This window comes from Bordetella genomosp. 9 (assembly GCF_002261425.1).
Classification (GTDB): domain Bacteria; phylum Pseudomonadota; class Gammaproteobacteria; order Burkholderiales; family Burkholderiaceae_B; genus Bordetella_C.
Window position 1 is genome coordinate 784,843 of record NZ_NEVJ01000003.1, and the last position, 12,292, is coordinate 797,134.

The following is a 12,292-nucleotide window of genomic DNA, read 5'->3' on the forward strand; positions in this document are numbered from 1 at the left end:
AACCCGTAAGAAATCCATGCCGCCAATGCCTGTCGCAGGTTATAGCTTAACCGCACTCCCGCCGCATCGTTCCGGAGATCGCGCATGAATCGCAGCTACGACTTCATCGTCGCCGGCGCCGGCATGGTCGGATCGGCCATCGCCATGGGCTTGGCCGGTCTGGGCCGCCGCGTGCTGATGCTCGACGGCGCGGATACCGACTACCGCGCGGCCAAGGCCAACTTCGGCCTGGTATGGGTCCAGGGCAAGGGCTACGGCAATATCCCGTACCAGCGCCTGTCGCATGAGGCCGGCCGGCTGTGGCCGGACTTCGCGCGCGACCTGGAGCGCGAAACCGGCATGACGCTGCAGTACGAGAATCGCGGCGGACTGCATTTCTGCCTGGGCCAGAACGAATTCGAGGATCGCGCCGCGCGCATGCGGCAATGGGACGCCAATACGCCCGAACTGCCCGCCTCCATCGAAATGCTGGACGCCGGCGAACTCACACGCCGCTTTCCCACGCTGCGGCTGGGCCGCGACGTGTCCGGCGCCAGCTTCTGCGACCGCGATGCGCACGTCAATCCGCTGCGCCTGCTGGCGGCCCTGCAGTCGGCCTATCTGCGCCGGGGCGGCCTGCTGTACAGCCGGCGCCCGGTGACGGCCATCGAACCGCAGGCGGGCGGCGGCTTCGCCGTGCTGGCGGCCACCGGACGCGACGGCGCCGCCCCCGAACGCTACGAGGCCGCCAACGTCGTCATCGCCGCGGGCCTGGGCTCCGCCGCGCTGGGCGGCATGGTCGGCCTGGACGTTCCCCTGCGGCCGCAGCGCGGGCAGCTCCTGGTCACCGAACGCCTGGCGCCGATGCTGCCGCTGCCCGCCAGCGGCGTGCGCCAGACCGGCGAAGGCACGGTGATGATAGGCGTCACCCAGGAAGAAGTCGGCTACGACCTCAACACCACCACCGACGCCGCCGCGCGCATGACTCGCAAGGCCCTGCGCGTGCTGCCCGACCTGGCCGCCGCGCGCCTGGTGCGGCAGTGGTCCTGTCTGCGCGTCATGACTCCCGACGGCCGCCCGGTGTATGCCGGGTCGGCCCAGTATTCCGGCGCGTGGACCGCGCTTTGTCATTCCGGCGTCACGCTGGCGTCTTTCCATGCCGGGCCCCTGGCCCGTGCCCTGGATCACGGCGCGCTGCCGGCCACTCTGGATGCTTTTCACCATGAGCGCTTCGATGTTTCGCAAGCTGCATGAACCCGGCGCGCAGGCGCTGACGGTCTACATAGACGGCGCGGCCGTGTCCGCCGAGCCCGGCGAATCCCTTGCCGCGGTGCTGCTGCGGCAGGATACCGCCGCCACGCGCACCACGCCCGTCAAGGAAAGCCCGCGCGCGCCCTACTGCATGATGGGCGTGTGCTTCGACTGCCTGGCCATCGTCGACGGCGTGGCCTCCACCCAAACCTGTCTGGTCACGGTCCAGGAAGGCATGCGGGTAGAACGCCAGTTCGGCAAGCGGAGCGTGCTGCCATGATCCGTGAATTCGATGCAGTGATCGTCGGCGCCGGCCCCGCCGGCATGAGCGCCGCCATCCGCCTGCGCGCGCATGGCATGAACGTGCTGGTGGTGGACGAACAGCCCGCCCCCGGCGGACAGATCTGGCGCGCCGTCGAAACCGTGGCCGCCACGCCCATGGGCGACTTGCTGGGCGACGAATACCGCGCCGGCGCGCCGCTGGCGGAGTCCTTCCGCCGCTGCGGCGCGGTCTACGAACCCGGCACCCAGGTCTGGCAGATCGAACCCGACTGGCATGTCTACATGACGCGCGCGGGCCAAGCCGAAGTGGTGCGTGCCCGACAGATACTGCTGGCGACCGGCGCGCAGGAACGTCCCAACCCCTTTCCCGGCTGGACGCTGCCCGGCGTGCTGACGGTGGGCGCCGCGCAGATCCTGCTGAAGACCGCGCGCCAGGTGCCCGCGCAACCGGTCTGGGTGGTGGGCAGCGGCCCGTTGGTCCTGCTGTACATGGCGCAGCTGCTGCGTGCCGGCGGCCGCATCGCCGGCTGGCTGGATACGTCGCCGCCGGATGGCTTCCGCCGCGCCCTGCCTTACCTGGCCGACGCGCTGCGCCGCGCGGGCGAGATCGGCAAGGGCCTGCGCTGGCTGCGCGAGCTGCGCCAGGCCGGCGTGCGCCGCCTGCGCGGCGTGCGCGGCTTCCGCGCGCTGGGCGACGGCCGGCTGCAGCAGATCGAATACGTGACCCGGAACGGCCGCACCGTGCGCGAGGATGCCCAGGTGCTGCTGGCGCACGAAGGCGTCGTGCCGTCCATCCACATGGCCCGCGCGCTGGAATGCAAGCTCGCCTGGAACGAACAGCAGGCCTGCCTGGCGCCGGTCCTCGATGCCTGGGGGCAGACCAGCCGCCAGGGTGTCTACGTGGCCGGCGACGGGGCCGGCATCGGCGGCGCCACCGCGGCCACCGCGCGCGGCCAGCTGAGCGCGGTGGGCATGCTGCTGGGCGCGGGCAAGCTGAGCCAGCCGGAGGCCGAACTGGCGGCCGCGCCCCTGCGCGGCGCGCTGGCCGAGATGCTGCGCCTGCGCCCCATGCTCGACGCCATGTATCCGCCCCGGCCCGGCGTGTTCTCGCCGTCGGACGACACCATCGTCTGCCGCTGCGAGGAACTGACGGCGGGCGATATCCGCAAGGCGGCCGAACTGGGCCAGCCCGGCCCCAACCAGATCAAATCGTTCACCCGCGCCGGCATGGGCCCCTGCCAGGGCCGCCAATGCGGCTACACCATCGCGCACATCCTGGCCGAGAAGCAGCAGCGTCCCGTGGCGGAAGTCGGTTTCTACCGCATCCGCCCGCCGCTCAAGCCACTGACGCTGGGCGAACTCGCCAGCCTGGACACCGGGGACGCCGCCAAATGAGCAATCGAGTCTACGACGCGATCGTCATCGGCGGCGGCCTGCACGGCCTGTCGGCCGCCATGCACCTGGCGCGCCGGGGCGCGCGCGTAGTGGTGGTGGAAAAGCACTGGGTCGGCCGGCATGCGTCCGGCGCCACCGCGGCCGGCGTGCGCACCTTGAATCGCGACCTGCGCGAGCTGGACCTGTCGCTGGAAGCCATGGACATGTGGCACGGCATGGCCGGCCTGGTCGGCGACGACTGCGGCTTCCACGCCAACGGCCAGGTTTGCGTGGCCGAACATGCGGACGCGCTGGCCAAGTTGCAAACGCGGGTGGACGGCCTGCGCGCGGCCGGCTACACACATGAGGAACTCATCGGCCCGGGCGAGTTGCGGCGCATCCTGCCGGAACTCAGCACCCATTGCGTCGGCGCGTCCATCGCCCGGCGCGACGGCGCCGCCGATCCGCATCGCGCGCTGCGCGCGTTTCGCCGCAGCGCCATGCAGGCGGGCGTCGAACTGGTCGAGCACTGCGGCGTCGTCGCCATCGAGCGGCAAGGCGCGGACTGGCGCGTGGTTGGCGACGCTGGTCCGGACGGTGCGGCGCGGACATGGACGGCGCCGGCGATCGTCAATGCGGCCGGCGCCTGGGGCGCGCGCATGGCGGCACTGGTCGGCGATGACATCCCGCTGGCGACCAAGTCTTCGATGATGATGGTCAGCGAACGCCTGCGGCCCTTCATCAAGCCGGTCGTCTCCATCATGGGCCGCTCGCTGTCCTTCAAGCAGTCCGACCAGGGCACGCTGGTGATCGGCGGCGGGCTGCAGGGCATACCGGACCTGGACAAGGAAACCTCCACCGCGCGCATGGGCGTGCTGGCCAAGGGCGCGAAAGCGTCCACCGACCTGTTCCCCGCGGTGCGTGACATACGCATCGTGCGGGTCTGGGCCGGCCTGGAGGCCAAGACGGAAGACCTGCTTCCGGTGGTCTGTCCATCGCCCGGCGCGCCGGGCGTATTCCATGCCTTCGGCTATTCCGGCCACGGCTTCGAGCTGGTGCCCGTGGTCGGCGCGGCGCTGGCTGACCTGGTGCTGACCGGCAAGACGGCCCGCGCGATCCAGAACCTGGACGCGCGCCGCCTGATGCCCGACGCGCCCAAGGATGCCGGCACGCCCTGGGTCGTCGACGCGCCCAGGCCCGCGCCGGAAAAGGTGCCCGCGCCCACCCAGAGCGCAGCGCAAAGCACGGTACAGGGAGCCCCATCATGATGCGCTATGCCGTCAAACGCCTGCTGCTGGCGATCCCCACCCTGCTGGCCATGCTGACGGCGGTATTCGTCCTGGTGCGGCTGGTGCCGGGCGATCCGGCGGCGGTCATGCTGGGCGACCAGGCCAGCGCCGCGGCGCTGGCCGCGCTGCGCGAGCGGTTGGGCCTGAACCTGCCCGTGCAGATGCAATACCTGCACTTCCTGCGCGACATGCTGTCGGGCAATTTCGGCGTGTCCATGGCCAGCGGCCGCACCGTGCTGCAGGAAGTCGCGCTGGTGCTGCCGTGGACGCTGCAGCTGACGGCGGCGTCCATCCTGATCGGCGTCGTCTTCGGCCTGCCGCTGGGCATCTGGGCGGCGCTGCGGCGCAACGCCTGGCCCGATTACCTGGGCCGGGTGCTCTCGCTGACGGGCCTGTCCTTTCCGGCCTTCGTCTCGGCCATCCTGATGCTGCTGGCCTTTTCCATCCAGCTGCAATGGTTCCCGGTGATTGGCAGCACGGTCGCCGGCGACTGGACCGCGCAGCTGCGCGGACTGGTGCTGCCGGCCTTCAACCTTGGGTTGATCATGACCGCCTACGTCATGCGCGTCACGCGCTCGTCCATGCTGGGCGTGATGGGCGAGGACTATGTGCGCACCGCGCGCGCCAAGGGCGTGCGCCCGCTGCGCCTGGTGCTGCGCCATGGACTGCGCAACGCGCTGATCCCCATCGTCACCGTCGTCGGCCTCTACTTCGGCACACTGATCGGCAACTCGGTGCTGACGGAAATCGTCTTCAACCGGCCGGGCCTGGGCAAGCTGATCCTGGGCGCGCTGAACACGCGCGACTACACGCTGCTGCAAGGCCTGATGGTGGTGTTCGCGGCCTGCGTCATTTTCGTCAATCTGCTGACCGACCTGGTGTACGGGATGGTCGACCCCCGGGTGAAATACAAATGAGCGCCGTCACCGCACCTGCTCCGACCGCCGCGCGCCCCAACGCGCTATGGCTGGCCCTGCGCCGCAACCGCCTGTCGTGGGTAGGCATAGGCCTGCTCGTACTGATCGCGCTGGTGGCGATACTGGCGCCCTGGCTGGCGCCGCACGACCCGCTGCAGCAGAACATCGCCTATCGGCTGGAACCGCCGTCGGCGGAGTTCTGGCTGGGCACCGACAGCTACGGCCGCGACGTGCTGTCGCGCCTGATCTACGGCGCCCGCGTGTCCCTGCTGGTGGGCTTCGTCGCCATCCTGATCGCCATGAGCATCGGCGCGTCGCTGGGCATCCTGGCCGGTTATGTCGGCGGCCTGGTCGACCAGTTCATCATGGGCCTGGTCGACGTGCTGCTGTCCTTTCCCACGCTGCTGCTGGGCCTGATGGTGGCGGCCATGCTGGGCGCCAGCCTGGAAAACCTGATCATCGCCATCGCCATCACGGAAATCGCCCCCTTCGTGCGGGTGGCGCGCGCGCCGACCATCGCCTTGAAGCAGCGCGACTTCGTCGAGGCGGGACGCGCGCTGGGCTATGGACCGCTGCGCTTGATGGGCGTGCACATCCTGCCGAACATGATTTCCGACGTCGTGGTGCTGGGCTCCCTGTGGATGGCGTCGGCCATCCGCACCGAGGCCTCGCTGAGCTTCATCGGCCTGGGCGTGCCGCCACCCGCCGCCACCTGGGGCGGCATGATCCGCGAAGGCTTCGAGAACATCCTGGATGCCTGGTGGCTGACCGTATTCCCCAGCATCGCGATCCTGCTCACGGTGCTGGCCCTGAACCTGCTGGGCGACGCGCTGCGCGACGCCATCGACCCCAAGCTGCGCTCGGAGCACTCATGACCACCACGGACGCCGTATTGGAGCTGCGCGGCCTGCGCACGGAATTCCGCATAGGCGGCGCCTGGCATGCCGCCGTGCGCGACGTTTCCCTGTCGGTGAACAGGAACGAAACGCTGGCGGTGGTGGGCGAATCGGGCAGCGGCAAGAGCGTGACCGCGCTGTCCATCCTGCGCCTGCTGCCGTCCACCGGCGCGCGCCACGGCGGCGGGCAGGTGCTGCTGGAAGGCAAGGATCTGTCGGCCCTGCCGGAAAAGGACATGGCGCGCCTGCGCGGCGACGCCATCGCCATGATCTTCCAGGAACCGATGACGTCGCTGAATCCGACGATGACGGTCGGCGACCAGATCGCCGAAGCCGTCCGCCAGCATCGCCGCATTTCCTGGCGCGAGGCGCGCGACGTTGCCTTGCAGGCGCTGGAGGAAGTCAAGATTCCCGCGGCGGCCAGCCGCTACGACGACTACCCGCACCAGTTCTCCGGCGGCATGCGCCAGCGCGTAATGATCGCCATGGCGTTGGCCTGCAAGCCCAAGGTGCTGCTGGCCGACGAACCCACCACGGCGCTGGACGTCACCATCCAGGCGCAGATCCTGAGCCTGCTGGCCGACCTGAAGACGGCGCGCGGCATGGCGGTGGTCTTCATCACCCACAACCTGGGCGTGGTGGCGCAGATCGCCGACCGCGTGGCCGTCATGTACGCCGGCGAGGTCGTCGAAACCGCCGACGTCGACACCCTGTTCGCCCATCCCACCCATCCCTATACCGAGGCCCTGCTGCGCGCCATGCCGCGCGTCGACGCCGATGCCGACGCGCTCGACCCCATCCCGGGCAGCGTGCCGCCCATCACCGGCATTCCGGCGGGTTGCGCCTACGCGCCGCGCTGCCCGCTGAAACAGGCGCGCTGCGAGGCCACGCGCCCGACATTGGCAACGGTAGAGGGCGCGCATCAGGTGCGCTGCCTGGTGCGCGCGCCATCGGAAGGACAATCATGAACGACATCGATCTCCCCGTGCGGGACGGCAGGGATGCCGTCGGGACCGACGACGCCCCGCTGCTTCAGGTGCGCGGCCTGGTCAAGCATTTCCACAGCGGCGGCGGCCTGCTGGGCGGCCGCAAGCAGACCGTCCATGCGGTCAACGGCGTGTCCTTCGATGTGGGCCGAGGCCAGTCGCTGGGCCTGGTCGGCGAATCGGGCTGCGGCAAATCGACGGTGGCGCGCCTGCTGCTGCGCCTGATCGAACGCGACGCGGGGGACATTCACTTCGACGGCCAGGACGTGGGCGCGGCCACCGGCGCGCAGATGCGCGCGCTGCGCCAGCGCATGCAGATCGTCTTCCAGGATCCCTATGCATCGCTGAACCCGCGCCGCACCGTACGCCAGGCGCTGTCCGAGCCGCTGTACGTGCACGGCATGGGCGACGCGGCGCGCATCGAGGCCAAGATATCGCAGACCATCCAGGAAGTGGGCCTGCCGCTATCCGCGCTGGATCGCTATCCGCACGAGTTTTCCGGCGGCCAGCGCCAGCGCGTCGGTATCGCGCGGGCGCTGGTGCTGGACCCGCAATTGATCGTCGCCGATGAACCGGTGTCCGCGCTGGACGTATCGGTGCAGGCGCAGATCCTGCAGCTGCTGGAACGCCTGAAACGCGAGCGCGGCTTGTCCTTCGTTTTCGTCTCGCACGACCTGGGCGTCGTGCGCCATTTCTGCGACACCGTCTGCGTGATGTACCTGGGCCGCATCATCGAACAGGGCCCCACGCGGCAGGTACTGGACGCGCCCCGGCATCCCTACAGCCGCATGCTGCGCGATTCATCGCCGGTGCCCGATCCGCGGGCCCGTATCGCATTGGCGAAGATCACCGGCGAGATCCCATCCCCGACCCGGCTGCCGCCCGGCTGTACCTTCCACCCGCGCTGCGCGCAGGCACGGCCGGACTGCGCCGCCCGCATTCCCGAACTGGAACAACGCGCCAGCGGCGATGGCCGCCGCGTCGCATGCTTTTACCCGCTTACCGAAGAATAGATCGGTATCCGGGTTGTCGTTACACCACGCCCATATCGCTGGAAGACCGCGGTTCGGTCTGATACATCGAATCTCCGGGAGCTCCCGCCAGGCCTCGCGTACTAAGGCGCCTGTCGGTGGCGGCCCGTATCGATTCGCGCAACGGTCGGACCGCGCACGGCTTACCAGCAGATTGGAGTGGTATTCCCCTTGAGCAACATCAGCATTGCCGCCGCCCGCACGGACGCGGCGGACTTCAGTACAGGCATCCCGTCAAATCCCCACGCATCGACTGCGCCACAGCGAGCCGGGAACGGATCGATTCAGGAAGAAGCCTCGCGCAGCGCCTTCGAGTTCTCCAGAATTCCGGAGTCCGTCCGGCCCGCCAGCCCTGCTTCGGCGCTAAAGCACAAGCCCGCCGCGCAACACGCTCCACCCGATGGTCATCAACAGATGTTGTTCCAGCTTGGCAGGCAAGTAGCAGCCGCGCTCGGGCTCGACCCGGGGCAATACCGAACGGAGGAATACATCGCGCTGGCCGAGGAAACCATGCGGGACCACCTCCTGTCGGGGAACGCCCAGCATCTGCCCCTGCTCATCGGCATGGCGCGCGGCGCCGGCAAGCTGGACAACGCGGACCTGGACACAGGTGATGGCGATCGTATCGCTGAGCAGATCAGCGCCTTCCTGGAATCCGCGTTCAAACAGGAAATAGAGCTGAGCAACGTGGCGCTCGACCTTGCTCAAGCCCCGCCGCCCTTGACGCGCAAGGAGCTCGCGGACGCTTTGCTGCGCGAAGCCGGCATCGATCCCCAGGCCTACCTGGCCGGCTCGGACACACCTTACGCATATGAAGGGATCGCCGCCTTCACGCCACCGCTCATCGTCAACAGCAAGGCTGCCGAGTACTACTTCGACCACGATGCGCTGAGCGCGGACGTTATCGCAAAAATGCGGCTGCTAGGCGGTGGCAGACCCACGGCCGACGACGTGCGGCGCATCCTCGCGCGACTGCCCGCCTCGCTGGACGCGGAATTCGGCAAGCAGTTCGATGCCCGCACGGCTCGGACGGCCGCACTCTGCTCGCAATGGCTGCGGTCCCGGCTGTCGGCATATGAACGGGATCATCACGTTGACCTCCATGCGGCCAATGTAGCGGTGTCGCGCCCCAAGCTGCAGTATTACGCGGAAGAGGCCCAGGTCTACAACCACACCTACTCGACGTACGACAAGCCGCATAGCGAAATCCCCGCCTCGGGGTTTTTCGTGACGTGCCGGTTCGAAGGCGCGCCGCCCCGTCATCTCTATATCGCGGCGAACGGTACGCTGCGCACGCTCGCCGCGCATGACGATCCGGTGCGCTGGATAAGCCAGAATCAGGCAGACCTGTTCGCCTCTCACGCCACACCCGGCGTCCGCGGCATCAAATCGCGCGTGATCATGGAGGAAACCGGCGCGGGACCGCACGCCGCGATGGCGAAATGGCTGCCTTCCGCTTTCCGCAAAGAGGCTGAACGCCAGCGGCAGGCCGCGCGCGGCCAGACCGCGACGGAGATAGGGACAGAGATGCTGCTCGACATGATTCCCGGCTGGAACGTCGCGAAGGCGATCCGCGACGGCGATTGGCGGTCGGCCGTCCTGCACGGCGCACTGACTGTGGCGGACCTCCTGCCGTCGGTCATCTCCGGGATAAGATGGGCCGCCAAGGCGGTCAAGGTCGCCAAGGTGGCCAGCCAGGGCGCCACCATAGGGCTGCGGGCCGTGACGCATACGGCGCCAACACTGCGCGAGAGCATCAAGGCGGTTTTGAAAGGCGCAAGCACGCACATCAGGGCGGGCTTGCGGCCCTTGGATCTGGACCGGGTAGCCATGGCGATTCGATCCGCCTCCCCCCGGCTTGCCTCGGATTTGCGCGGCATGGCCGCACGGACACGCGGCGCCGCGTTGCCGGCGGGCACGTGGAAGATCGTCAAAACGCCCATCGACCCAACTGCCGCGGCGGACGCCATCAGGCCCACGCCCATTGTCAAGGCGCGCAGCCAGAACGGTGCCGGACTCGAGCTGCTGCCCTATGGCGGCGATGGACGCGCCTATACCCGCTTCGATGCCTCCGGCCAGCGGGTGGGCGCGGTGCTGCTGACGGATGGCACCGGCGTGCTGCATGAAACGCTCCCCCTGGATGCCTTGCGGCGCTACCGCGTCAGCGCGCCCGATACATTGCTGGCGCTCGCCACCCGACCTACGGGCGCCGATGGCACCGCATTGCTGGGCGACGTACATTACGTGCGCATCGGCGAGGACTATATGCAGGTCGTGGCGGACGCTGCCACCTCCACTGCTGACCGCCGCATCTGGCGCGCGGCGCCGCCCGACGACGTGCCGCCCGACGTCGTCGCATATCGCCTGGTGCATGACTCGCGGTCGGGAATGTGGCGACGTCCGGATCCCCCCCAGCTGAAAGGCGGCGGTCCGCGGACGGCACGGACCGGCGCCGCCGCGGGCAAGGCCGAGACCAGCACCGGCGGTAGGGCCGCCACGGCGGGATTGAGCCCCAGCAATCAGGACCGTTACCAGTTCATGGAAACCATGTGGAGGAATATCGCCGGCGGTGCCACCGAGAAACAGCGCGCCTGGGTTGCGCTGCTGCTGATGCGCATCGGCAACACACCGCGCGGCGACGCCATCCTGCGGGCCTTGACCGCATGGCGCAAATACGTCGGCGAAACACCGCAGGTCGCCTTCCGGCAGCCGGGCTTGAAAGGCGTTCCTGACAAGGTCTCGCAGGCGCTCAGCACAACGAAGTACTGGGCCATCGACCCGGCGACGCTGTCCGGCGCTCCGTCGGAAGCGGTCCTTGATGCGGCGACAGATGAATTGGCCAAGATCTACGACAAGATGACACGCCTGTCCCGCCACGACAGTTCCGGCGGCACGCTGGCACTGCGCAGCGATCCTGTAGGCCGCGCGCTCGCGGACGGCAAGGTGCGGCTGCGCAAAGACCTGGATGACCTATGGGGTCAATGGGCCAGCGATGAGTCGATCCCGGCAGAACGGCACATCAACGACACGCACGTCCAGAGGCTGCCATATCGCGACAACCGGCAACGGCTCATCGACGGCTTGCGGCTCCAGACCCAGAAAACCAAGCTGCTCGGGGGCACGCCGGAAGAAGACCTGAAGCGATTGATCCGAGGGCAACCCGTGCGAAATCCGCAGCTGACCAGCCCCTATCTTGAAATTACCCTGCGCACCGCCGATGACCTTCCGCCATTGCCCAGCGATATGGAGCACCTGAAACTGCGCATCGCCGATGATGCTCCCGCCATGGGCGCGAGTGAGTCCGTCGAGATGTCCAGGTTGCCTCGCGACAAATACACCGTGATGAACACCAAGGGCGATATTCTGAATGACCCCGACGCAGTACCGAAGGAAACGCCCGCGCTCGGGGAACTTCTTCCCGATGGCTTGCGCGTGCTTGTCGTGGAGGGGGACGGCAGTTCCGTCACCGCGCACGCGCTGGGACCGTCGATCGAAGTCACCTATGCCAGGTAGCGAGCCAGCCGGGATTCCTGTCACTTCAAACCGACGCTCCCACGAGTCGCCGCGCCGGCGCCCACGGCAAAAAACAGCCGTCTAAAAGCGGCAGGCTCACACGTCGCCCAGGCGCATCAGGCGCCGGACCTGCTCGCGCTCGGCCCTCAGGATAGCGAGCAGGTCGGTTTCAACCTTGTCCAGCGGGTATTCGTCATCGTTCACGGACAGTCCCAGCGACAGGCTGCGCGCCTGGCCCGTGAACAGCGGGATGGCGAGCGTCGTGACCTTGCGATCCGTGTACCGTGCGATCGCCCATGCGTCCTCGGCCATGTCCAGCGCCCGATAGAGCGCGCTGGTATCGGGCATCGAGTTGCCGACGCGCAGATTCACCACGACGATCTTGCGCCGCTCCGAATCCGAACTGGCGCGGGCGATGATGATGACCTCGTCGCGGCCCTTCTCGCCGATGTTGACGGTGCCATTGCAGCGGTTGGCCAGCGCCTGCAGCGATGACTGGATGAACTCATTGACGCCCGTGTTGGCCAGCGCGGCGAAGCCGATCTCCAGCAGCTGCGGAGTCAGCGACCACAGCGTGCCCTCCTTGCGTACATAGCCCTCTCCCTGCAGCGTGTTCAACAGACGCAGCACGGTGGAATGCGGCAAGTCGACCGCCTTGGACAAGGCGGTTAGGGATTGCCCGGGTCCGCCGCGAAAACCACGCAGGATGGCTAGACACCTCTGGACCGACCTATTATCATTCATTTGACCACTACATGAAATTGTTGTTCATCT

10 protein-coding genes are annotated in these 12,292 nt (G+C 68.2%); 9 read left to right on the top strand and 1 reads right to left on the bottom strand.

From position 1 onward, the window contains the following. The first annotated feature begins 84 nt into the window (after window positions 1-84). From CAL26_RS14745 to CAL26_RS14785, 9 genes are all read left to right on the top strand, one after another. Window positions 85-1,233, top strand: a complete 1,149-nt coding sequence (locus CAL26_RS14745; protein ID WP_094847631.1) for an NAD(P)/FAD-dependent oxidoreductase — start codon at window positions 85-87, stop codon at window positions 1,231-1,233. Continuing rightward, complete coding sequence (locus tag CAL26_RS14750; RefSeq protein WP_094847632.1) at window positions 1,214-1,510, top strand: (2Fe-2S)-binding protein; 297 nt, start codon at window positions 1,214-1,216, stop codon at window positions 1,508-1,510. The genes CAL26_RS14745 and CAL26_RS14750 overlap by 20 nt, the downstream gene beginning before the upstream one ends. After that, window positions 1,507-2,907 carry an FAD/NAD(P)-dependent oxidoreductase gene (locus tag CAL26_RS14755; RefSeq protein WP_094847633.1) on the top strand — a complete coding sequence of 467 codons (1,401 nt, stop codon included), beginning with the start codon at window positions 1,507-1,509 and terminating at the stop codon, window positions 2,905-2,907. Before CAL26_RS14750 ends, CAL26_RS14755 begins: the two co-directional genes overlap by 4 nt. Continuing rightward, entirely contained in the window at window positions 2,904-4,154 is a 1,251-nt protein-coding gene (locus CAL26_RS14760) for an NAD(P)/FAD-dependent oxidoreductase (protein ID WP_094847634.1), read from the top strand. Before CAL26_RS14755 ends, CAL26_RS14760 begins: the two co-directional genes overlap by 4 nt. Then, window positions 4,151-5,092: an ABC transporter permease gene (locus CAL26_RS14765; RefSeq protein ID WP_094847635.1), complete on the top strand. Its 942-nt coding sequence runs from the start codon at window positions 4,151-4,153 to the stop codon at window positions 5,090-5,092. Before CAL26_RS14760 ends, CAL26_RS14765 begins: the two co-directional genes overlap by 4 nt. After that, the gene (locus CAL26_RS14770; protein ID WP_094847636.1) at window positions 5,089-5,967 is read left to right on the top strand and encodes an ABC transporter permease; all 879 of its coding nucleotides are present in this window, start codon (window positions 5,089-5,091) and stop codon (window positions 5,965-5,967) included. Before CAL26_RS14765 ends, CAL26_RS14770 begins: the two co-directional genes overlap by 4 nt. Next, window positions 5,964-6,956, top strand: coding sequence for an ABC transporter ATP-binding protein (locus CAL26_RS14775; RefSeq protein ID WP_094847637.1), 993 nt, complete (start codon window positions 5,964-5,966; stop codon window positions 6,954-6,956). The genes CAL26_RS14770 and CAL26_RS14775 overlap by 4 nt, the downstream gene beginning before the upstream one ends. Further along, window positions 6,953-7,987, top strand: a complete 1,035-nt coding sequence (locus CAL26_RS14780) for an ABC transporter ATP-binding protein (RefSeq protein WP_094847638.1) — start codon at window positions 6,953-6,955, stop codon at window positions 7,985-7,987. Before CAL26_RS14775 ends, CAL26_RS14780 begins: the two co-directional genes overlap by 4 nt. A 189-nt stretch (window positions 7,988-8,176) precedes the next feature. Beyond that, on the top strand, window positions 8,177-11,518 hold the full coding sequence (locus CAL26_RS14785) for a hypothetical protein (RefSeq protein WP_143277436.1): 3,342 nt from the start codon (window positions 8,177-8,179) through the stop codon (window positions 11,516-11,518). 96 nt (window positions 11,519-11,614) lie between these two features. Here CAL26_RS14785 and CAL26_RS14790 read toward each other — a convergent pair whose 3' ends face one another. Then, the gene (locus CAL26_RS14790) at window positions 11,615-12,262 is read right to left on the bottom strand and encodes a helix-turn-helix domain-containing protein (protein WP_094847640.1); all 648 of its coding nucleotides are present in this window, start codon (window positions 12,260-12,262) and stop codon (window positions 11,615-11,617) included. Window positions 12,263-12,292: the final 30 nt, after the last annotated feature.

What these genes read in the sequence shown, in the direction of transcription:
- CAL26_RS14790 (WP_094847640.1), bottom strand. Translation starts at nt 12,262, where the DNA reads ATGAATGATAATAGGTCGGTCCAGAGGTGTCTAGCCATCCTGCGTGGT.
- CAL26_RS14755 (WP_094847633.1), top strand. Translation starts at nt 1,507, where the DNA reads ATGATCCGTGAATTCGATGCAGTGATCGTCGGCGCCGGCCCCGCCGGC.
- CAL26_RS14750 (WP_094847632.1), top strand. Translation starts at nt 1,214, where the DNA reads ATGTTTCGCAAGCTGCATGAACCCGGCGCGCAGGCGCTGACGGTCTAC.
- CAL26_RS14780 (WP_094847638.1), top strand. Translation starts at nt 6,953, where the DNA reads ATGAACGACATCGATCTCCCCGTGCGGGACGGCAGGGATGCCGTCGGG.
- CAL26_RS14775 (WP_094847637.1), top strand. Translation starts at nt 5,964, where the DNA reads ATGACCACCACGGACGCCGTATTGGAGCTGCGCGGCCTGCGCACGGAA.
- CAL26_RS14765 (WP_094847635.1), top strand. Translation starts at nt 4,151, where the DNA reads ATGATGCGCTATGCCGTCAAACGCCTGCTGCTGGCGATCCCCACCCTG.
- CAL26_RS14770 (WP_094847636.1), top strand. Translation starts at nt 5,089, where the DNA reads ATGAGCGCCGTCACCGCACCTGCTCCGACCGCCGCGCGCCCCAACGCG.
- CAL26_RS14760 (WP_094847634.1), top strand. Translation starts at nt 2,904, where the DNA reads ATGAGCAATCGAGTCTACGACGCGATCGTCATCGGCGGCGGCCTGCAC.
- CAL26_RS14745 (WP_094847631.1), top strand. Translation starts at nt 85, where the DNA reads ATGAATCGCAGCTACGACTTCATCGTCGCCGGCGCCGGCATGGTCGGA.